General features: G+C 64.0%; 21 protein-coding genes, 1 tRNA gene and 1 pseudogene. 14 read left to right on the forward strand and 9 right to left on the reverse strand.

The genetic code is table 11. The annotated features are described in order from the left end of the window. Positions 1-140 precede the first annotated feature (140 nt). Positions 141-746: a TetR/AcrR family transcriptional regulator gene (locus ACIQ3B_RS14680; RefSeq protein ID WP_397403833.1), complete on the reverse strand. Its 606-nt coding sequence runs from the start codon at positions 744-746 to the stop codon at positions 141-143. 181 nt (positions 747-927) lie between these two features. Between ACIQ3B_RS14680 and ACIQ3B_RS14685 the strand changes: the two genes are divergently transcribed. The 6 genes from ACIQ3B_RS14685 to ACIQ3B_RS14710 all read left to right on the forward strand — a co-directional run bounded on the left by ACIQ3B_RS14685 (position 928) and on the right by ACIQ3B_RS14710 (position 8,480). Then, the gene (locus ACIQ3B_RS14685) at positions 928-2,214 is read left to right on the forward strand and encodes a cytochrome P450 (RefSeq protein ID WP_397403835.1); all 1,287 of its coding nucleotides are present in this window, start codon (positions 928-930) and stop codon (positions 2,212-2,214) included. 197 nt (positions 2,215-2,411) lie between these two features. Further along, a complete protein-coding gene (locus tag ACIQ3B_RS14690; protein ID WP_397403837.1) occupies positions 2,412-4,103 on the forward strand; it encodes a peptide ABC transporter substrate-binding protein in 1,692 nt (563 codons plus the stop codon). 8 nt (positions 4,104-4,111) lie between these two features. Continuing rightward, complete coding sequence (locus ACIQ3B_RS14695) at positions 4,112-5,044, forward strand: ABC transporter permease (RefSeq protein WP_397403838.1); 933 nt, start codon at positions 4,112-4,114, stop codon at positions 5,042-5,044. Between the two features lie 3 nt (positions 5,045-5,047). Further along, entirely contained in the window at positions 5,048-6,433 is a 1,386-nt protein-coding gene (locus ACIQ3B_RS14700) for an ABC transporter permease subunit (RefSeq protein WP_397403840.1), read from the forward strand. After that, positions 6,430-7,509, forward strand: a complete 1,080-nt coding sequence (locus ACIQ3B_RS14705) for an ABC transporter ATP-binding protein (protein WP_397403842.1) — start codon at positions 6,430-6,432, stop codon at positions 7,507-7,509. Before ACIQ3B_RS14700 ends, ACIQ3B_RS14705 begins: the two co-directional genes overlap by 4 nt. After that, entirely contained in the window at positions 7,506-8,480 is a 975-nt protein-coding gene (locus ACIQ3B_RS14710; protein ID WP_397403844.1) for an ABC transporter ATP-binding protein, read from the forward strand. The genes ACIQ3B_RS14705 and ACIQ3B_RS14710 overlap by 4 nt, the downstream gene beginning before the upstream one ends. 143 nt (positions 8,481-8,623) lie before the next feature. Here ACIQ3B_RS14710 and ACIQ3B_RS14715 read toward each other — a convergent pair whose 3' ends face one another. From ACIQ3B_RS14715 to ACIQ3B_RS14730, 4 genes are all read right to left on the reverse strand, one after another. Next, positions 8,624-9,214, reverse strand: coding sequence for a hypothetical protein (locus ACIQ3B_RS14715; protein WP_397403846.1), 591 nt, complete (start codon positions 9,212-9,214; stop codon positions 8,624-8,626). After that, positions 9,211-9,696, reverse strand: a complete 486-nt coding sequence (locus ACIQ3B_RS14720) for an RNA polymerase sigma factor (RefSeq protein ID WP_397403848.1) — start codon at positions 9,694-9,696, stop codon at positions 9,211-9,213. Before ACIQ3B_RS14720 ends, ACIQ3B_RS14715 begins: the two co-directional genes overlap by 4 nt. Before the next feature lie 12 nt (positions 9,697-9,708). Next, positions 9,709-10,287 carry a hypothetical protein gene (locus ACIQ3B_RS14725; RefSeq protein WP_397403850.1) on the reverse strand — a complete coding sequence of 193 codons (579 nt, stop codon included), beginning with the start codon at positions 10,285-10,287 and terminating at the stop codon, positions 9,709-9,711. A gap of 290 nt (positions 10,288-10,577) precedes the next feature. After that, positions 10,578-10,667 (reverse strand) — tRNA-Ser (locus tag ACIQ3B_RS14730). 106 nt (positions 10,668-10,773) lie between these two features. On the opposite strand from ACIQ3B_RS14730, the gene ACIQ3B_RS14735 reads away from it, so the two are divergent. From ACIQ3B_RS14735 to ACIQ3B_RS14760, 6 genes are read left to right on the forward strand one after another with little or no spacing between them, the layout of a single operon-like run. Further along, the gene (locus ACIQ3B_RS14735) at positions 10,774-11,808 is read left to right on the forward strand and encodes a septal ring lytic transglycosylase RlpA family protein (RefSeq protein ID WP_397403852.1); all 1,035 of its coding nucleotides are present in this window, start codon (positions 10,774-10,776) and stop codon (positions 11,806-11,808) included. A gap of 31 nt (positions 11,809-11,839) precedes the next feature. After that, the gene (gene tmk / locus ACIQ3B_RS14740) at positions 11,840-12,475 is read left to right on the forward strand and encodes a dTMP kinase (protein WP_397403854.1); all 636 of its coding nucleotides are present in this window, start codon (positions 11,840-11,842) and stop codon (positions 12,473-12,475) included. Continuing rightward, the gene (locus ACIQ3B_RS14745) at positions 12,468-13,469 is read left to right on the forward strand and encodes a DNA polymerase III subunit delta' (protein WP_397403857.1); all 1,002 of its coding nucleotides are present in this window, start codon (positions 12,468-12,470) and stop codon (positions 13,467-13,469) included. Before tmk ends, ACIQ3B_RS14745 begins: the two co-directional genes overlap by 8 nt. Positions 13,470-13,472: 3 nt before the next feature. Beyond that, entirely contained in the window at positions 13,473-14,249 is a 777-nt protein-coding gene (locus tag ACIQ3B_RS14750) for a TatD family hydrolase (protein ID WP_397403859.1), read from the forward strand. Then, complete coding sequence (locus ACIQ3B_RS14755) at positions 14,246-15,064, forward strand: MBL fold metallo-hydrolase (protein WP_397403861.1); 819 nt, start codon at positions 14,246-14,248, stop codon at positions 15,062-15,064. The genes ACIQ3B_RS14750 and ACIQ3B_RS14755 overlap by 4 nt, the downstream gene beginning before the upstream one ends. After that, a complete protein-coding gene (locus tag ACIQ3B_RS14760) occupies positions 15,061-15,663 on the forward strand; it encodes a phosphoribosylglycinamide formyltransferase (RefSeq protein ID WP_397403863.1) in 603 nt (200 codons plus the stop codon). The genes ACIQ3B_RS14755 and ACIQ3B_RS14760 overlap by 4 nt, the downstream gene beginning before the upstream one ends. A gap of 79 nt (positions 15,664-15,742) precedes the next feature. On the opposite strand, the gene ACIQ3B_RS14765 is transcribed toward ACIQ3B_RS14760, so the two are convergent. The 3 genes from ACIQ3B_RS14765 to ACIQ3B_RS14775 all read right to left on the reverse strand — a co-directional run bounded on the left by ACIQ3B_RS14765 (position 15,743) and on the right by ACIQ3B_RS14775 (position 16,997). Next, a complete protein-coding gene (locus ACIQ3B_RS14765; protein WP_397403865.1) occupies positions 15,743-16,039 on the reverse strand; it encodes a type II toxin-antitoxin system RelE/ParE family toxin in 297 nt (98 codons plus the stop codon). Next, entirely contained in the window at positions 16,036-16,293 is a 258-nt protein-coding gene (locus tag ACIQ3B_RS14770) for a type II toxin-antitoxin system ParD family antitoxin (protein WP_397403867.1), read from the reverse strand. Before ACIQ3B_RS14770 ends, ACIQ3B_RS14765 begins: the two co-directional genes overlap by 4 nt. A gap of 92 nt (positions 16,294-16,385) precedes the next feature. Further along, on the reverse strand, positions 16,386-16,997 hold the full coding sequence (locus tag ACIQ3B_RS14775) for a glutathione S-transferase family protein (RefSeq protein WP_397403869.1): 612 nt from the start codon (positions 16,995-16,997) through the stop codon (positions 16,386-16,388). Between the two features lie 109 nt (positions 16,998-17,106). Between ACIQ3B_RS14775 and ACIQ3B_RS14780 the strand changes: the two genes are divergently transcribed. Together ACIQ3B_RS14780 and mazG are read left to right on the forward strand one after the other, a co-directional pair. Beyond that, entirely contained in the window at positions 17,107-17,595 is a 489-nt protein-coding gene (locus tag ACIQ3B_RS14780) for a hypothetical protein (protein WP_397403871.1), read from the forward strand. Between the two features lie 67 nt (positions 17,596-17,662). Further along, positions 17,663-18,478 (forward strand): nucleoside triphosphate pyrophosphohydrolase, encoded by an 816-nt coding sequence (gene mazG, locus ACIQ3B_RS14785; RefSeq protein WP_397403873.1) that lies wholly within the window; start codon positions 17,663-17,665, stop codon positions 18,476-18,478. A gap of 12 nt (positions 18,479-18,490) precedes the next feature. Here mazG and ACIQ3B_RS14790 read toward each other — a convergent pair. Continuing rightward, a pseudogene (locus tag ACIQ3B_RS14790) lies at positions 18,491-18,600 on the reverse strand (IS630 family transposase); the annotation flags it as partial.

Here is an 18,600-nt window from a genome sequence, read left to right on the forward strand (position 1 = left end):
CGAGCGAACCGTCGGTGCCCTCTGGGACGCCATCGGACGCTTCATCGACCTCTTCACTCCGACCGAGTGCGCCAACTACTTCAAGAGCTGCGGATACGATGCAGACTGAATGGAATCCGCTCTAGCCAGATGCGCCCGCATCAGGTCATTCCGGCGGGCTCTGACAACAGTGTTTCGAAGATTGTCGTCACGCGATCAACAAACACATCGCGTTCGCGGCCCTGCAGGGCTTCGCCCCGGATCAGCCGCTCGACCAAAAGACCAATATAGCTGGCCGCGAGGACGCGCGCCCGGGCATCCGCATCGTCTCCACCCAGCCAGGACCGGATGGGTTCCAGAAACCGGTCCTGGACCAGCAAATTGAGCAGCGGCGCCGTATTCGGAGAGGTGGCTGCACGCAGCAGAAACTGGAACCGATGGGTACGGTCCTCATCCGCATGCGGGCTCCCGGCGAGCATGATCGCCATGTCCCGGGAGAACGTGGCGCGATCCCACGCTCGCACGGCGTCGGACAGGAATGATGCTCTCAACGCCTCAACGAACAGAGCTTCCTTGCCACCGAAATAGCGTTTGACCAGAGCCACATCGACCCCGGCGTCGCGGGCGATGTCGCGCAGGACCGCGCAGTCGTAGCCCAACAGAGCGAAGTGCGACTTCGCTGCCTCGAGAATCGCCGCCCGAGTGGCTTCCGCATTGCGCTTTCGGGGCTCAGTCCGGGGGCGGGAAAAGGCCGTACTGTCGCTCATGGCCGACGGTGTACACCAAGCCTCTGAAAAGATCAGGCGCGACGGCGTCAACCGAAGTCAATAGACGTTGACATGTCCCGGTCCGGACATCAACGTGAGACATATTCGCCGGTACTCCTGCCCTGGACCTGGCGTCCGGGCGGCGCAGGTTTCGGCCAGGTGTGAACCGGGGAAAGTCGCCATGAACATCGCCGTGAAGGTCAATGCCGCCGAAGCCACTGAAGACGCCGCGGCGACGCCGATGGAGAAGCTGAATCCGGCGCGGGTGGATCGCTTCTACAACGATACGATCTGGCCGGTGTTCGAGCGCCTGCGCCATGAGGATCCTGTCCATTTCACGCCCGAAAGCGAATACGGCCCATACTGGTCGGTGACCAAATGGAACGACATCATGGCGGTCGACACCGATCATGTGGCCTTTTCTTCGGCGGAAGGCATCGGTCTGGCCAACCTTGAGGCCATCAAGGAGCAGGAAAAGATCATGGGTCAGCGCCGGCGCGGCAACGCCGGCTTCATCACCATGGATGAGCCCGATCACAGCGTGGCCCGCAAGGCCGTCAGCCCCACGCTGGCCCCCAGCAACCTTCACGCCATGTCGCCCCAGGTCCGCGAGCGCGCCGGCCAGATCCTGGACAGCCTGCCCATCGGCAAGGAATTCGACTGGGTCGATCTGGTCTCCAAGGAGCTGACGGCGATGACGTTGGCCACCCTGTTCGACTTCCCGTTCGAACAGCGCCGCAAGTTGCCCTGGTGGTCTGACATGATCATGAACATGCCGGGTCACGGACCGGTGGAAAGCTGGGAGCAGAAGGGTGCGGCAATGATGGAATGCTTCGGCGCGTTCCAAGAGCTGTGGAACCAGCGGGTCAATGCCGATCCCGGCAATGATCTGATCTCAATGCTGGCGCATAATCCGGCCACCCGGGACATGCCGATGGAGACGTATCAGGGCAATGTTGTGCTGCTGATCGTAGGCGGCAACGACACGACGCGGAACACCATTTCAGGCAGCGTCTTCGCGCTGAACAAGAACCCTGACCAGTACGCCAAACTGCGCGCAAATCCGGACCTGATCCTGCCGATGATCTCGGAAACCATCCGCTGGCAGACCCCGCTGGCCCACATGAGCCGGGTGGCTACCCGGGACGTGGAACTGGGCGGCAAGACCATCAAAAAGGGCGAACGGGTGGTCATGTGGTACATCTCGGGCAACCGCGACGAGACGATGATCGACAATCCCAACGCCTTCATCATCGACCGTGAACGCCCCCGTCAGCACATGTCGTTCGGCTTCGGCATTCACCGCTGCGTTGGCAATCGCGTTGCCGAGATGCAGCTCACCATCATCTGGGAAGAGATCCTGAAGCGGTTCCCGGAGATCAAGGTTGTGGGCGACCCTGTGCTGAACTGGTCGGCCTTCGTTCACGGTTACGAGAGCCTGCCGGTGATCATTCCCTATCGGAACTAGCTGAAATACGGTCCGGTTTCGGCCCGGCGCGTCCCTGATCTCGACATGCCCCTCTTGACGGCTCCCCCGGAAATGATGCTGCTGGGCGTCGTGACCGGAGATTCCGCCAGTATCATGAGCGTATGGAACGTTGATCCCCTGGTTGGCGGCCTCGGGCCGGCTGGTGAAGGCGCGGGCATTTCGGTGTCGCTTCGGGGATGACCGACCGCTCCACAAATGACGACGGCTTCAACCGCTCCGCCGGGCGACAGCTGCTGCTGATCGCCGTTGTTTCCGTCATCGGCATTGTGCTGCTGATGCTGGGACTTTCATGGGCGTCTGGTCTCGCCGGCGGCTCCCGCGTCAGCAAGGGCATCGATGCGGCGACCGGAACGGTGACGCTGGCCCTCGCCGATGAGCCTCCCCAGCTCGACAGTACCCGAAGCACCGACACGATCAGCAGCATGGTCCTTGGCCACGTCACCGAGGGCCTGATCAGGAACGGGGAGGGCGGCGAACTCGCCCCCGGCGTGGCCGAACGCTGGGAAATCACCGACGCCGGCGCAACATTCTGGCTGCGCGCCGATGCGCGCTGGAGCGACGGCAAGCCGGTCACAGCCCACGACTTTGTGTTCGCCTGGCGCAAGGCTGTCGATCCGAAAACCGCCAGCGAATATGCGACGATCCTCTTCGCGATCAAGAACGCCGAAGCCATCAACAAGGGCCGTGCGCCGATCTCCAGCCTGGGTGTGCAGGCCCTGGGCGATAATGTCCTGCGCGTCGAGCTGGTGCGGCCTGTGCCCTATTTCGCAAAGCTGATGGTCTTCAGCACCTTCAGGCCGATACGCGAGGACTTTTTCAACGCCACGGCCGGTCGCTACGGCGCCGACGCCGACATGCTGCTCTACAACGGCCCCTTCACGATCACGCGCTGGGTCCATGGCGCCCAGCTGCGCATGGAGAAAAACCCCTACTATTGGGACAAGGATCGCGTGAAGGTGAAGGTTCTCGACTTCGCCTACTTCAGCAGCGACCCCAACGCCCTGATCAACCTCTACAAGGATGGAAAGATCGCGGTCGCGGGCCTCAATCAGGAAAACCTGAACGAGGCGCTGGTGAAGCGCTGGCCGATAAATCGCTTCCAGCGCGGGTCGGTCTTCTACATGGAATTCAACCATCGCAAGGACCGCCCCACGACCAACCTGCATCTGCGCCGGGCGATCCAGCTGGTGATCGATCCGGATGAGGTGGTCTACCGGGTGATCAAGCTGCCCGGAAACCTGCCCGGGCGGTCTCTGTTCCCCGTCTGGCTGGATGGAAATCAGGGCAAGTTCCGGGAGGAGTATCCGGCAACGCAGGTCCTTCCGAATGCGGTCGAGGCGCGACGCCAGCTGGCCCTGGCCAAGAAGGAACTGGGGCTGGAGACCTTGCCGCCCCTGACCTTGCTATCGGATGACGGCGCCCTGGGCGACAAGATGACCGAATACTTCCAGGAGACGTTGCGCCGGGAACTGGACCTGACCATCCGCATCGACAAACAGATCTTCAAGCAACGCCTCGCCAAAATGAGCGCCGGAGATTTTGATCTGGTGCTGGGGGGCTGGAACCCGGACTACCCCGATCCTCTCACCTTCGCCGACCTGTTCGCCTCCTGGAATTCCAACAACCGGGGCCGATACAACAATCCGAGACTGGATCAACTGGTCGCCGTCGCCCAGACGTCCACAGACGTCCAGACCCGGATGGATACGTTTGGCGAAATCCAGCGCATTCTGATCGAGGATCCGCCGATGGTTCCGATATATGAGCCCGGTGTGGTCTACGTGGTGGACCCTCGCCTGCAGGGCGTGGTCCGGCGCGTGGCGGGCTTCGACCCCGACTACACCAACGTCAGCATTGTCGGGAAGTAGACCGGGACATGTGGCGATACACCATTAAGAGGCTGATCCAGGGCGTTGTAACCGTGTGGTTCATCGCGACCGCGACGTTCCTGGCCATGCATGCGGTGCCCGGCGATCCGATGAGCGGCGACAGGGCCGTAACCCCGGAAATCCGCAAGAACCTGGAGGCCAAGTACGGGCTGGATAAGCCGCTGGCCCAACAGTACGTCATCTACCTGGGGAACCTGGCCAGAGGGGACTTCGGGATTTCGTTCACCCAGCAGAACCGCGAGGTGAATGACATTATCCGTGAGCACTTCCCGGTCTCTGCGACGCTCGGAATCCTGGCCATCGTCTTCGCATCGCTCGGCGGCATCCTGTGGGGCGCGCTGACCGCGCTCTATCGCAACAAGCTGCCCGACATCCTGATCATGTTCTTCGTCATCCTGGGCATCTCGGTGCCAAGTTTTGTGTTCGCCGCGCTGGGGCAACTGGCGCTGGTCAAGTTGAACGATTTCCTCGGATTTTCCCTGTTGCCGGTGGCCGGCTGGGGCACGGTCTCGCACATGCTGGTCCCGTCTCTGGTGCTGGGCCTCGGGACCATGGCCTACCTCACCCGCCTGATGCGCAGCTCCATGCTGGAGATCATCAATTCCGACTATCTGCGGACCGCCAAGGCCAAGGGATTGCCAGCCACGCGGATCTTCACCCGGCACCAGCTGCGCAATGCGATCCTTCCGGTGGTCACCGTCCTGGGGCCCTCGATCGCCGGGATCACGACCGGCAGCTTCGTCGTGGAGTCGGTCTTTGCGATCCCGGGGCTGGGGCGATACTTCGTCCAGGCCGTGCAGCAGCTGGACTACACGGTGATCATGGGAACGACGGTGTTCTTCGGTTCGTTCCTCGTGCTTATGGTGATCCTTGTGGACCTGCTCTACGGGTTCATCGATCCCCGGGTCAGGTTGGAGTAGCCGGTGGTGTCCTCAAACCCGCAGATCGAGCCCGGACTCGACGCCTTCGCCCCGCTGGCGGTGGAACAGCGTCGCCAGCAACTGTCCCGTCCGTCGCTGTCTTACTGGCAGGACGCCTGGATACGGCTGAAGGCAAACCGCCGCGCCATCGTGTCGCTCTACATCGTGATCGCCCTGCTGCTGTTCACACTGCTGGGCCCTCTGGTCTGGCGCGTGGATCCGTCGGCGCAGGACCTCGATCAGGTCAGCCGCGCACCGGGCGCCGAGCGCATGGTTACGTTGGCGGCGCCCTACCAGCCATGGAATGGCGAAACCGTGCTTCCGGGGAGCAGGGACCTTCGTCTCGCCTATCCGGCCAATACACAGGCCGTGCGGATGATCTGGGACCCGGTCCCCGGCGCCAGCGCCTATCGGATCTACCGTGATATCGTTCCGGCCCTGGCCGGTGAGCCCCTCGGGCTGCCGATCGCGCAGACCCTTACCGGGACGGAGACGCGATACGAAGACCGGCTCGACCTGCGCGCCGAAACCTATTTCTACACCGTGGTCGCGCTGGATGCCGCCGGCGCCGAGATGGGGTCGCGTCAGGCGCTGTCCGTGACACCGGTGGCGGTCATTACCGTCGCGGAGGCCAGGTCGCGAGGCCTGGCGCCGCCGTCCCAACCCCTGAATGTGGGCGACAAGGTCCGTTTCAAGCTTCACCCGCTGGGAACCGACTATCTCGGTCGCGACATGCTGGCGCGGTTGATGCACGGCGCGCGGGTGTCCCTGTTCATCGGGATTGTCGCGCCCCTGCTGTTTGTGTCGTTTGGCGTTGCCTATGGCAGCGTGGCGGGCTTCCTCGGGGGGCGCGTCGACCAGATCATGATGCGGTTCGCAGACTTCGTGATCGCCTTGCCGTTCCTGCTGTTCATGATCCTGTTCAAGATCGCCTTCGGGATAGGTCCGGGGCAAAGCGGCATCCTGCCGATGATCGTGGCGCTGGTCATGCTCTCCTGGCCCGGCACGGCCAGGCTCGTGCGAGGACAGATCCTGCAGGTCCGCGAGGAAGGCTACGTCAGCGCCGCCCGCCTGCTGGGGGCCCGGACCAACTATCTTGTGATGCGTCACATGATCCCCAACACCCTGGGCGTCATCCTGGTGACCCTTACCTTCGCCGTGCCAAGCGCGATCTTCACCGAGGCCTTCCTGTCGTTCATCGGGATGGGCGTGGCGCCGCCGACACCCTCCTGGGGCGGGATGAGCAACGAGGGCATCAAGTCCATGCTGATCCATCCGCACGAGCTGTTGTTCCCCGCAATCCTGATCAGCATCACCGTTCTGGCGTTCAACCTGCTGGGAGATGGGCTGCGCGACGCGCTCGACGCCAAGATGAGGTCCCGCGAATGACGGCTGTTCGGACACAGGACATCGGGGCAGGGCCGCCGCTGCTGGAAGTGGACGATCTGCGCGTCGAGTTTGATACCTATGGCGGATCGGTCAAGGCGGTCCGGGGTGTGAGTTTCTCGGTGGCGGCGGGCAAGACCCTGGCGATCGTGGGCGAGTCAGGCTGCGGCAAATCCGTCACTGTCCAGAGCCTCATGGGGCTGACCCCCATGCCGCCCGGGCGGATCACGTCGGGCAGGGCGCGCCTGAGGGGCGTGGACATCCTGGGCCGCAAGGAGATCGACGGGCGGGAGATCCGGGGCCGCGAGATCGGCATGATCTTCCAGGATCCGATGACGTCGCTGAACCCGACCATGACGATCGGACGCCAGATCGCCGAAACCCTTGAGGTGCATCGCGGCTGGAGCCGCAAGCGGGCGCTGGACCGCGCCGTCGAACTTCTGGACATGGTGCGCATTCCGGAGGCGACGCAACGGGCCAACCAGTATCCGTTCGAGTTTTCCGGCGGCATGCTGCAGCGGGCGATGATCGCCATGGCGATCGCCTGTGAGCCGGCGATCCTGATTGCTGACGAGCCCACCACGGCGCTGGATGTGACGATCCAGGCGCAGGTTCTCGACCTGCTGTCCGACCTGCAGCGCGATAACGGCACCGCCATCATCCTGATCACCCACGACCTGGGCGTTGTGGCGCGGATGGCCGACGACGTGGTGGTGATGTACGCGGGGCAGGTGGCCGAACGGGGCAGCGTCGAGGATGTATTCTATCGGTCCGCGCACCCCTACATGCTGGGTCTGCGGGCGGCCATGCCCAGCAGTACGTCGGATCGTGCGCACCGGTTGCTGCCCATCGAAGGCAGCCCGCCGGACCTGTTCTCGCCGCCGACCGGTTGCGCCTACGCGGCGCGTTGCCCCCACGCCATGCGGGTCTGCAGCACCCGCGACCCCGCGCCTTCCGATCTGGGGAACGGACATCTGGCGCGCTGCTGGCTGCACAACGAAAATGCGCCCCGCGTCGAGGCGATCGACTATGGCGCGGGCAGGCCGGCTTCTGGCTTAACCTCGGGATTGCCGGCATGAGCGACGCTCCCCCACTGGTGGTCGCTGACCAGCTGACCAAGTATTTTCCGCTTCCCGGCGGTCGCAAGGTCCATGCGGTGGATCAGGTGACGCTGACCATTCACGAAAAGGAGGTCGTCGGCCTGGTCGGCGAGTCCGGCTCGGGCAAGTCGACCCTGGGCAAGACGCTTGTCGGCCTGCACGCCCGGACCTCGGGGACGGCAAGCTATCGCGGCGAGACCCTGCCGCAGCGCTATCAGCCGGAAGATTTCCGCCGCTGGGCGAAGAAGACGCAGATGATCTTCCAGGACCCCTATTCCTCGCTCAATCCGCGCATGACCGTGGGCGAGATCGTGGGCGAGGGGTTGAAGCTCCACAGCACATACTCAGCAACGGAAATCCGGGACCGGGCAGGGGAATGGCTGAGGCGGGTCGGGCTCGAACCCGATCACATGTCGCGGTATCCGCATGAGTTCTCGGGCGGACAGCGCCAGCGCATCGGGATCGCCCGCGCGCTGATCCTCGAACCCGAGTTCGTGGTGTGCGACGAGCCCATTTCGGCGCTGGATGTATCCGTCCAGGCTCAGGTGGTAAACCTGCTGGACGAGCTGAAGGCCTCGATGGGGCTGACGCTCCTGTTCATCGCCCACGACCTCTCCATGGTCCGCTATGTCAGCGATCGCATGGCGGTGATGTATCTGGGCGTGCTGGTCGAGATCGGCCCGGCGTCGGACGTGTTTTTCAATCCGAAGCACCCCTACACGCAGATCCTCGTGGCCTCCAATCCGGAGCCTGATCCGCTGCGGGAACGCCATCGTCGGGCTGAGACGATTGCCGGTGAGATACCCTCGCCGGTGGATGTCCCGGCTGGCTGCCGCTTCGCGGGGCGATGCCCGAAGGTGATGGACGTCTGCCGTAGCGAGACCCCGCGGTTGATGCCAGTCGCCGACACGCCGGGCAGGCAGGTGGCCTGCCATCTGTTCACGACCTGAGCGTCGCTGGCGGTGGGTGAGAGCCAGCCGACGAATCTCTTTCGTCTATACTCACGTTATTGCTCACGTTTATTTGAGAGAATTCAGAGAAAACGCGGCTGAACATGGGTATCGACACTTGCGACAAGACAATCGCTGATTAGTCAAAACTCTTCGCCAATGGCGTCGGCGATCGCGCTTTGAGCCCGAAGGTTTGCGAGGGTGCGCTTGTGCCTACGGGCCGCGCGCATGCTCCATCCACACAACATCACGAAGGTGGCCGCAGCAATCCAGATGATGGCCGGATAGCTCTGAACGTTAACGTTCGGCAGCACTCCAATGCTTCCAAGGCCAAGCCCGATGACAAGGCCCAGCGGCCCGCCCACATAACCCAGTCTCGCAAGGAACAGGCCGGTTTGGGAACGCCGCTGCACGAACGAGCGGTAGGCCTCGACCGTCTCCGCCTGCATATGCCAAACCTTTCGCCGGAGGTGCATCGTGAACGCGGGCCACGCCAAAGCGAAGACTGACAACCCGACAAAGATGGCCTGCACGACACCCTCCGCGCGCGCTGCCCAAAAGATGAAAAGGCCGCTCGCAGCCAACGAGGCGAGCGCTTCAAGCCATGCATCCCGCCGTAAAGCCAACCGTTCTTGTCGCACCTGCGCCCTCAACTGGCTGATCGAATGGTCGCCCCCCGGGGCAGCCCGCCAGGCCGCACGCATCGCCTCCAGCTGGTCGTCCAGGTCCATCATTCTGTATCCATCACCTTGCGCAGCATCTCGCGCAGCCGCGTGATGCGCGTGAAGACCGCCCCTTCACTGATGCCAAGGGTCTCCGCTATCTCGCGGGCCGAGAAATCATCGAGATAGAGGGTTGCGACTTGCCGCATGCCATGCGGCAGCCCAGACACGGCAACCTGCAGCCGCCGGCCGAGATCGGCGCGAACGACCGCGTCGTCAGCTGCCTGGGCCTTGTCCAGAACCGCGTCCGAGAGTTCGTCGTGCTTCGGCGCGCAACTGACCCGCCGAACATGGCTCACACAGACGTTGTGCGTCACCCGCGCCACGAATGTTCGCAAGGAGGAATCCCGACGCCAGGATGGCGCTGCTCGCCAGAGCGCGAGCGCCACCTCCTGCCTCAGTTCCTCCCGGCATGCCGGATTGCTCTCCGTTCCAGCGATAATCCGGTCAATCAACGCTGCATGCTGGTTAAGCGCCTGGTCGAAGATGTCCAATCCCACCCGTTGTCACGCTATTGGCATGGGCAACGGTTCGGCGCGCGCGATGTCGGCGCGCAGGAAGGCTGCCGCCAAGCGAAGAGAGAGCCACCAGATCGGCAGGAACAGGAGGAAGATCAATGCCCAGAAGGCGAGAGGACCCTCTACGAACGTGAAAATGGCCGACGCGACCGGTGTCAGGAAATCCGGCAGACCCAAGCTGATCAAGCTGTTGTTGAAGGATACGACAGCCTTGAGGAGGAGCATGCCGGGCGCCAGGGCAAGATAGTGGAATGCGGACTTTGGCACATTCCGCTCCGAGAAGGGATTCAGGTAGATCCAGTTGAACATCGCCCGTTCAGGACGGGATATAAAGAGCTGGTCGATGCGGAGGCGATTGCGCCACGCCCAGATGAGCATGAAGCTGGTAAATGCAAGCATGGCGGCATTCACCAGAAGGAATTGCGCCATCTTGAGATCACCTTCGCTGGTTGCCATTGTGTGGTTGAATTCGCTCGCGCCCGCCGCGATACCCAGGATCGTTGATGCGAAGTCGGCGCCGGTCAGCGCGATGAATCCAGTGATGTAAGCCCAAACCCATTTTTTCATCGGAACCTCCTGCTGAAGCCCCAATAGTCGTCGCCCGCAGAAAAACCTTACATGGCGCCGGGATGCTGCCCTGCTCAACCTCATGGGAGACAGCAGGTAGTGCGTATCTGAACATCCATGCTGCACAGTTGGCGGCGCGGACAGCCAGCCACAGGCCGCCGCCATCGCCGGTCCACATATTGGGGCCGACAGGCACCAACCGGCCCCGGCCACTATCCGCGCCAAAACCACCTAGTGATTTGATTTTGTTTCCCGAAAAAACCGGTGCCGACAGCCGTCAGCAGGCGTTTTGGCGGAAGGGGTGGGATTCGAACCCACGGTGGGCTTTCACCCACGGCGGTTTTCAAGACCGCTGCCTTAAACCACTCGGCCACCCTTCCAGGATCGGCCCTATAGCAGGCAAATCCACGCCGTCTACAGGGCAAGAAACGATTAACCGCGTTTCAAGCTTCTGGGCCGAAAGTCTCCGGAACCTCGGAGGCTCATATGGCGATTCCCGGACCTTGCTGGCAGGCGTTGAGATGTGCGGTTGTCCTGTTGGGCGGCGCTTCGCTCGTGGCCTGCGCCGGGATCACGCCGCGCTATCCCAGTCAGGCTATAGGGCCACAGACAGCGCCGCCGGCCCAGGGCGAATACAAGGTCGGCAAACCCTATCAGGTGGGCGGCGTCTGGTACGTGCCGCGGGAACAGCCGAACTATGACCAGACGGGCGTCGCCTCCTGGTACGGCGAGCAGTTCCACATGAGGGCCACCGCCAACGGCGAGACGTTCGACATGGCCACGGTTTCGGCCGCCCACACCACCTTGCCGCTGCCGTCGCTGGTGGAAGTGACCAATCTGGACAACGGTCGCCGGCTGGTGGTGCGGGTGAATGATCGGGGCCCCTTTGTCGGCGACCGGATCATCGACCTCAGCCGTGAGGCCGCCCGGCAGCTTGGCTTCGAGCGCCAGGGTCTGGCCCGGGTACGGGTGAAATATGTCGGTGCTGGCCCCTTGCTGGGTCCTGATGGCGGGCTGCGCTACGCCAACGCCAAGCCCTATCCCACGCGGCTGCCGGCAGCGCCGGCGGCGACAGCTGCTGCGGCGGTGGCCTCATCTGCAGATCCGGTGATGGAAATGGCTGCGGCCGCGCCCCGGCCCGCGCCGCGCGCGGCTGCGATTACCTCGGAAGCCCTGCCGCCGATTACCGGCTCGGCCATCTCCAGTACGCCCATCCCGCCGGCTCCGAGCGCCGTTCCGGCTGTCACGGCGGCGGCTGCTCCCGTTGACGTGAGCGCCATCCCGATCAAGTCGGCGCTCAGGATTCAGGCGGGCGCCTTCACCAGCGAGGTGAACGCCCAGCGCGCGGTCAGCCAGTTGTCTGAGGCTGGTCTGGCCACCATCGAGCCCCTGGATCGCGAGGGACTGACGCTCTATCGCGTGGTCCTGCCGGCGCCGGAAGACGAGGCGGCGGCCTATGCCCTGCGCGATCGTGTGGCCGAGATCGGCTTTGCCGACGCCCGCGTGGTGCGTACGTTCTAGACAAAGCCCGCGAACTGGCCATTTTGGCCGCGTGACGCGCGGCAGGTTCATCAGTTTCGAAGGCGGCGAAGGGGCCGGGAAGTCCACCCAGGTCAAGCGTCTGGCTGCGCGCCTGCAGACCGCAACGCACGAGGTTGTGCTGACCCGCGAACCCGGCGGTTCGCCGGGCGCCGAAAGCATTCGTGATCTGGTCCTGCGAGGTGACGCGGACCGCTGGAGCCCGGTCACGGAGACGCTGCTGATGTACGCCTCACGACGCGACCACATCGAGCGGGTGATCCGCCCGGCGCTGGCGAGGGACGCGTGGGTGATCTGCGACCGCTTTGCCGACAGCACGCGCGCCTATCAGGGGGCTGCGGGCGGAACCGATCCCGGCCTGATTTCGGCGTTGGAGCGGTTCATCCTGGAGAATGTGCGCCCGGATCTGACCCTGGTGTTCGACCTGCCCGCGGAAACGGGGCTGGCGCGCGCCAATGCCCGGGCCGGAGCCGAGATGCGTTTTGAGTCCAAGGGTCTGGCCTTCCACGAGCGGCTGCGCGAAGGCTTCCGGGCCATCGCCGCAGCCGAGCCGGAGCGGTGCGTGCTGATCGATGCCGCCGCGGATATGGACAGTGTGGAAACAGCCGTCTGGCAGACGGTCACCCGCCGACTTCACCCCTATGACTGAGACAGCGATTTCCCATCCCCGCGAGGTCTTTGATCTTCAGGGGCAATCCCAGGCGGAGGCGTCCTTCGAAGACGCCCGCGCACGTGGACGACTGCACCACGCATGGCTGCTCACCGGCCCGGAAGGTGTGGGCAAGGCCACCTTCGCCTACCGCGCTGCGCGCCGCCTGCTTGGCGCGCCACACGATCCGGATCATGGCCTGCTGGGATCAAGTCCTGGCCACCCGGTCAGCCGGCAGGTGGCCGCGCGCAGCCATCCTGACCTGCTGGTGCTTGAACGCGAGGGGCCGGACGGCAAGCCGCGGCGGATCATCCCGGTGGACGATGCCAGGCGGCTGGCCGAATTCTTCTCGAAGTCGCCGGCCAGCGCGCCCCATCGCGTCGCCATCATCGACGCCGCCGACGATCTCAACGTCAACGCTGCAAACGCGATCCTGAAAACGCTGGAGGAGCCTCCGCCGCGAGGGGTGCTGTTGATGGTGGCCCATGCGCCGGGCCGGTTGTTGCCGACCATCCGGTCCCGTTGCCGCCGTCTTGCGTTTGGACCGCTGGAGACCGGGGCGGCGGCTGCGTTCGTGCAGAACCGGCTCGACATCGACATCGAGCAGGCGACACGTCTGGCCGTCATGGCAGACGGGGCGCCGGGCCGTGCCCTGGTTCTGGCGGCGGGGCAGGCGCTGGCCATGGACGACGCCGCGCGTGATTTGCTGGCCGATCTTCCAGAACTGGACGACACCCGCGCGCTTTCGTTGGCCGAAAAGTTCAGGGGCGGGGAGGGCGCGATCCAGTTCGCACTCCTGTTCGAGAGGCTATCGCGCCGGGTTCACGACCTTGCGACCCTGCGCGCGGGCCGCGGCGACGGCGGCCTCGATCGCTGGGCCGAGGCGTGGGAGACGCTGCAACGCCTGCCGCGCGAAGTCGAAGGGCTCAATCTGGATCGTGCTGACGCTTTCTACACGGCGATGTCTGATCTGCGTCGCGCGGCGCGGGCCTAGCCAATGATCATCGACAGCCACGTAAACCTGCACGCCCCCCAGTTTGACGAGGATCGTCAGGCGGTGATTGAGCGGGCCAGGGCCGCCGGTGTCGCGCTGATGGTCAATATCTCCGATCGGGTTTCCAATTTCGCCGCGTGTCGCGCCCTGGCCGATCAGCCGGACATCTGGTGCACCGTCGGCACCCATCCGCATGAGGCGAAGGAAGACCCTGAGCTCTCGGCGCACACCCTGATCGCGCTGGCCGCCGATCCGCGGGTTGTCGGCATCGGCGAGTGCGGACTGGATTTCCACTATGATCTCAGCCCGCGCGACATCCAGGCCCGGGTGTTCCGCGCCCACATCGCCGCCGCACGCGAGACCGGCCTGCCGCTGGTGGTCCACACCCGGGAGGCCGACGAGGTCATGGGTGAGATTCTGGAGGCGGAGTACGCGGACGGGCCGTTCCGGCTGCTGATGCATTGCTACACCTCCGGCGCTGAGCTGGCCCGGCGCTGCGCAGACCTCGGCGCCTGGTTTTCCGTCTCGGGCATCGCCACGTTCAAGGCCGCCGAGGACGTCCGCGCCGTCATCCGCGACATGCCCGCGGACCGCATCATCGTGGAGACCGATTGCCCCTATCTGGCGCCGATGCCCCATCGCGGCCGCCGCAATGAGCCGGCCTATGTGCCGCACGTGCTGGCCAAGCTGGCCGAGGTCCGCGGCTGGTCCCTGGCCGAGGCCGAGGCGCGTACGACGGAGGCTTTCTTCAACCTCTTCGACCGGATCCCCCGCCCATGAGCGGAACCCTTGAGTTCACGATCCTGGGGTGTGGGTCGTCCGGCGGCGTGCCGCGTGCGGATGGAGATTGGGGGGTCTGTGATCCGGATGAACCCCGGAATTTCCGGATGCGTTGTTCTCTCCTCGCCCGGCGACTGGGGGAGGGGTCACAAACCACAGTGCTGATCGATGCCTCGCCCGAGATGCGGATCCAGACGGCGCGGGCGGGCGTCAAGCGCATGGACGCCGTGCTGTTGACCCACGATCACGCTGATCAGGTGCACGGCCTGGACGATGTGCGCGCGTTTTTCATACGTCAGCGGGCGCGCATACCGTGCTGGATGGATCAGGCGACCCATCAGACGATGATGCGTCGGTTCGGCTACATATTTGAGGGTGAGGGCGGCTATCCGGCGATCTGCAATGCCGAGGATATCCCGGACCACGGGGCGCCGTGGCGCATTGACGGGCCGTCCGGCGCCATTCCCGTGGTGACCTTTGACCAGGACCATGGCGGAGTGCGGTCTGTGGGATACCGCTTCGGCGGCGTGGCCTACTCCAGCGATGTGGTTAATCTTGATGATGCGGCCTTCGACGCGCTGGCCGGTCTCGACGTCTGGATTGTGGATGCCCTGCGCCGCGCTCCGCATCCCACACACGCGCATCTGGAGCGCACACTTGAATGGATCGCGCGCGCAAAGCCAAAGCGCGCCATCCTCACCAACATGCATATTGATCTCGATTACCGTCAGCTTCTGGCCGAGCTACCGGACGGCGTCGAGCCGGGCTACGACGGCATGGTTATCCAACATGAACTCAGGGCCATTAACCCTTGACGGTTCAGTTGCTTAAGCTGGGTTTCCTCGCATCACGGAATGGGTCCAGCGCACGTGCGATCTGTGAGGCGATCCAGCGGGGAGAACTGTCGGCAGAGGCGCGTCTGATGGTCAGCAACCGGCGTGACGCCGGCGCACTGGACTGGGCGCGAACTCAGGGTTTGCCGAGCCTCTGGGCGCCGACGGTCGGCGATCCGGACGCCGCGGATGCACGCCTGGCCGAGGCGATGCGGGCGCACGGCGTCAATCTGATCATCCTGTCCGGTTATCTTCGTCACCTGGGTCCGAGGACGCTCGAGGCCTTCAAGGGGCGGATTCTCAACATTCATCCCGGCCCGCTACCGGAGTTTGGCGGCGAAGGCATGTACGGCCGCCGGGTGCATGAAGCCGTAATCGACGCCGGCGTGTCGCGCAGCGCGATCGTCATCCACGGCGTCGATGAGGTCTACGACCGTGGGCCGGAACTGACCCGCCGCTGGGTCGATGTGGAGCCGGGCGATACCGTAGACAGCCTGGAGAGCCGTGTGACGGCGCTGGAGCCGGTGTTTTTTGTGGAAACGCTGAAGCGATTGTCCGAGGGGGTTTTGGTGTTGGCGTGAGCGTGGGTATGTCTCGAATTTCCGATAATATTCCTTAGGCGCATATCTGGGCGAAACATTGTTCGCGTAACAAGCCCCCTCAATCGGGAAACAGCCCTGCATCATAGTCCATGAACCCGCTCAGGAGGTGCAGCACCGTCACGCTATCCGGCTCGACCCTGAAGAAGATCAGATAGTTGCCATAGACCCGTCGCCTGACTCCAACGGAGCGATATCGAGGAACGAATGGAAACCTCTCTGGCAATGTCGCCAGATCATCGCACTTGGCGCGCAGGTCCTGGATGAAGGTCAGCGCGCGGCGTGGACTATCGAGCGCTATGTAGTCCCCGATGGCTTCCAGATCGCGCTCCGCAGCAGCGGTTATCCGGACAATCATTCCTTTGTCTGGACGAGCGACTGGTACTTAAATTCAAGTCGATCAAAGACTTCGCTAGCCGAAACTGTGCGGTCATCCTCGGCGTCCATCAACCCCCGAGCGATGGCGGCATCGAGCGCGGCCAGGCGAGTTTCGCGCTCCTGCACGAGGCGCACGCCCTCACGCAGGACCTCGCTCTTGGAGTTGTAACGCCCGGTCTTGACGAGTTGCGCGACATAACCTTCAAGCTTACGGCCAAGATCGGCGCTGATCATGTGACGGTTCCCTGGAGACTTTTCCGCTTGGGCTCAGAACAGTTATCAAACTTCGATCCAGCCGACCACTGCTTCTCACGTGCTGGCGCCCCTTACGCCGTAAACCTCGCGCGCGCAGCCAGGGCCGCCGGCCGGCCATAGCAGCGTGACAGCCACTCGATCGTCGGCTGATGGCTCGACATATCCAGCGGGCCGGTGCGTGACGGCGAGAGCACGCAGGCCACGTTGAAGTCGGCGACAGTGAAGCGATCCGCCACCAGCCAGTCTCGTTTGGTGAGGATTGAGTCGAGTTGTGCAAGGGCGCTGTGCGCCTCGGCGAGCGCAAAGTCGGCCATGACGCCTTCGTGCAAAGGACGTCCGCCGTCCCGCCTCACCCAGGGCTCCAGATGTCCCTGCGCAAAGAGCGTCCAGCGCCAGACTTCTGCCTCAGCTCTGGGATCGTCGGGATAGAGCCGCGTGGGGCCCGCCCCGCCGAACGTCTTTGCCAGGTAGAGATTTATGGCCAGAGACTCGCTCAAGCCGAAGCCATCGTGGTCAATCGTCGGGATCGCGCCGGCTGGATTGAGATGCAAAAAGCCGGAGGCTTTCAGCGCGGGATCGTCCCACTCGATCTCAACATGGTCGTAGTGAAGTCCAAGTTCCTCCGCCATCCAGAGCGTGCGCATCGTGCGTGATCGTGAAGAGCCGTAAATCGTCAGCGCCATAGTCTGGGCCATAGCAGCGTCCGGCCTCGACCGTAAATCGCCTCACGCACTTGTGCCGAGACCGACCCGTCGCCAACTCTTACTGTAACGCCGATCCAGGAGCCCTCCGATGCGCATCCTTGCCCTTTCCGCCGCAGCCCTGCTGGCCAGCGCCACCGCTGCCCTCGCAGCGCCTGTCTCGGTCACCGTCGCCGTCGCGCCGGAGCTTCAGAAGACGTTCGAGAAGACCTATGGCGTGCGCGAGGCCGAGCGGCTGACCGCCGATCTGCAGTCGTCCGTCGAGAAAACCCTCGCTCGAAGCGGCGCCCATGATGGCGCGCGGATCGAGCTGGTGCTGACGGACGTCAAGCCGAACCGGCCCACCTTCAAGCAGCTTAGCGACAAGCCAGGTCTCTCGATGCAAAGCTTTGGCGTCGGCGGTGCAGCGATCAAGGGCAGGATTGTCGCCGCCGACGGCAGCGAGAAGCCCCTCTCCTATCACTGGTACGAAAGCGATATCCGCCAGGCCTCCTACAACTGGATCTGGTCGGATGCCGAGTGGACCTTTGACCGCTTCGCCCGGAAGCTGGTCCGTGACGCCGGGATCGCCCAGCGCTGACGCGGCTTGCATAGGCGTGCGGCGCGCGATCTGATCAGCCTACGCCGCGCCAGCCCCTTGAGTCTCCATGCCCCGCCCTGCTCCGTCCGCCGATCTTCCGCCTATGGCGCGTCTGCTGGCGATCATGGCGCGCCTGCGTGACCGGGATGATGGCTGCCCCTGGGATCTGGAACAGACCTTCGCCACCATCGCGCCCTATACGGTTGAAGAGGCCTACGAGGTGGCCGACGCTGTTGAGCGCAATGACCTGGCCGACCTGAAAGACGAACTGGGCGATCTGTTGCTGCAGGTGGTGTTTCACGCCCGCATGGCCGAAGAACAGGGCGCCTTCGACTTCGACGACGTTGCCCGCGCCATCAACGACAAGATGGTGCGTCGGCATCCCCACGTCTTCGCCGACGAGACCTACGTCTCGCTCTCGGATCAGAAGGCGGGCTGGGAATTCCTGAAGGCTGCGGAACGCGCGGGCAAGGCCACCGCGCCGGCGGGGTTGCTCGACGATGTGCCGGTGGGCCTGCCGGGTCTGACCCGTGCCGTGAAGCTCTCGAAACGCGCAGCATCGGTCGGCTTTGTCTGGCCCACGGTCCAGGACGTGATCGCCAAGTTGCACGAAGAGGTGGGCGAATTGCTTGTCGAGGTGGAAGCCGGCGATATGGCGAAGGCCCGCGATGAACTGGGCGACGTGCTGTTTGTGGCCGCCAATCTCGCCCGCACCCTGGATATCGATCCGGAGGACGCCGTGCGCTCCACAAACGCCAAGTTCGTTCGTCGGTTTCAGTATGTGGAAGCGCGGCTGGCGGAGCGGGGCCGGACGCCGGATCAGTCGGATCTCGCCGAGATGGACGCGCTCTGGGATCAGGCGAAAGCGGCCGAGCGGGTCTAGAGCATCGTGCGTTTAATGTGACGTATATCCGGCGGCCTTGAAGAAATTCCAGCATTCATCGGGATCGTAGAGGTCGCAGATGCTGCCGACGGCTTGCCAGAGGGCATCGAAGGTTCGGGCGC

Source organism: Phenylobacterium sp. (genome assembly GCF_044358365.1).
In the GTDB taxonomy this organism is placed as follows: domain Bacteria; phylum Pseudomonadota; class Alphaproteobacteria; order Caulobacterales; family Caulobacteraceae; genus Phenylobacterium.

Excerpts from the sequence above, each read along its gene's own strand:
- ACIQ3B_RS14680 (WP_397403833.1), bottom strand. The coding sequence starts at position 746 with ATGAGCGACAGTACGGCCTTTTCCCGCCCCCGGACTGAGCCCCGAAAG.
- ACIQ3B_RS14685 (WP_397403835.1), top strand. The coding sequence starts at position 928 with ATGAACATCGCCGTGAAGGTCAATGCCGCCGAAGCCACTGAAGACGCC.
- ACIQ3B_RS14690 (WP_397403837.1), top strand. The coding sequence starts at position 2,412 with ATGACCGACCGCTCCACAAATGACGACGGCTTCAACCGCTCCGCCGGG.
- ACIQ3B_RS14695 (WP_397403838.1), top strand. The coding sequence starts at position 4,112 with ATGTGGCGATACACCATTAAGAGGCTGATCCAGGGCGTTGTAACCGTG.
- ACIQ3B_RS14705 (WP_397403842.1), top strand. The coding sequence starts at position 6,430 with ATGACGGCTGTTCGGACACAGGACATCGGGGCAGGGCCGCCGCTGCTG.
- ACIQ3B_RS14710 (WP_397403844.1), top strand. The coding sequence starts at position 7,506 with ATGAGCGACGCTCCCCCACTGGTGGTCGCTGACCAGCTGACCAAGTAT.
- ACIQ3B_RS14715 (WP_397403846.1), bottom strand. The coding sequence starts at position 9,214 with ATGATGGACCTGGACGACCAGCTGGAGGCGATGCGTGCGGCCTGGCGG.
- ACIQ3B_RS14725 (WP_397403850.1), bottom strand. The coding sequence starts at position 10,287 with ATGAAAAAATGGGTTTGGGCTTACATCACTGGATTCATCGCGCTGACC.
- ACIQ3B_RS14735 (WP_397403852.1), top strand. The coding sequence starts at position 10,774 with ATGGCGATTCCCGGACCTTGCTGGCAGGCGTTGAGATGTGCGGTTGTC.
- ACIQ3B_RS14745 (WP_397403857.1), top strand. The coding sequence starts at position 12,468 with ATGACTGAGACAGCGATTTCCCATCCCCGCGAGGTCTTTGATCTTCAG.
- ACIQ3B_RS14750 (WP_397403859.1), top strand. The coding sequence starts at position 13,473 with ATGATCATCGACAGCCACGTAAACCTGCACGCCCCCCAGTTTGACGAG.
- ACIQ3B_RS14755 (WP_397403861.1), top strand. The coding sequence starts at position 14,246 with ATGAGCGGAACCCTTGAGTTCACGATCCTGGGGTGTGGGTCGTCCGGC.
- ACIQ3B_RS14765 (WP_397403865.1), bottom strand. The coding sequence starts at position 16,039 with ATGATTGTCCGGATAACCGCTGCTGCGGAGCGCGATCTGGAAGCCATC.
- ACIQ3B_RS14770 (WP_397403867.1), bottom strand. The coding sequence starts at position 16,293 with ATGATCAGCGCCGATCTTGGCCGTAAGCTTGAAGGTTATGTCGCGCAA.
- ACIQ3B_RS14775 (WP_397403869.1), bottom strand. The coding sequence starts at position 16,997 with ATGGCGCTGACGATTTACGGCTCTTCACGATCACGCACGATGCGCACG.
- ACIQ3B_RS14780 (WP_397403871.1), top strand. The coding sequence starts at position 17,107 with ATGCGCATCCTTGCCCTTTCCGCCGCAGCCCTGCTGGCCAGCGCCACC.
- mazG (WP_397403873.1), top strand. The coding sequence starts at position 17,663 with ATGCCCCGCCCTGCTCCGTCCGCCGATCTTCCGCCTATGGCGCGTCTG.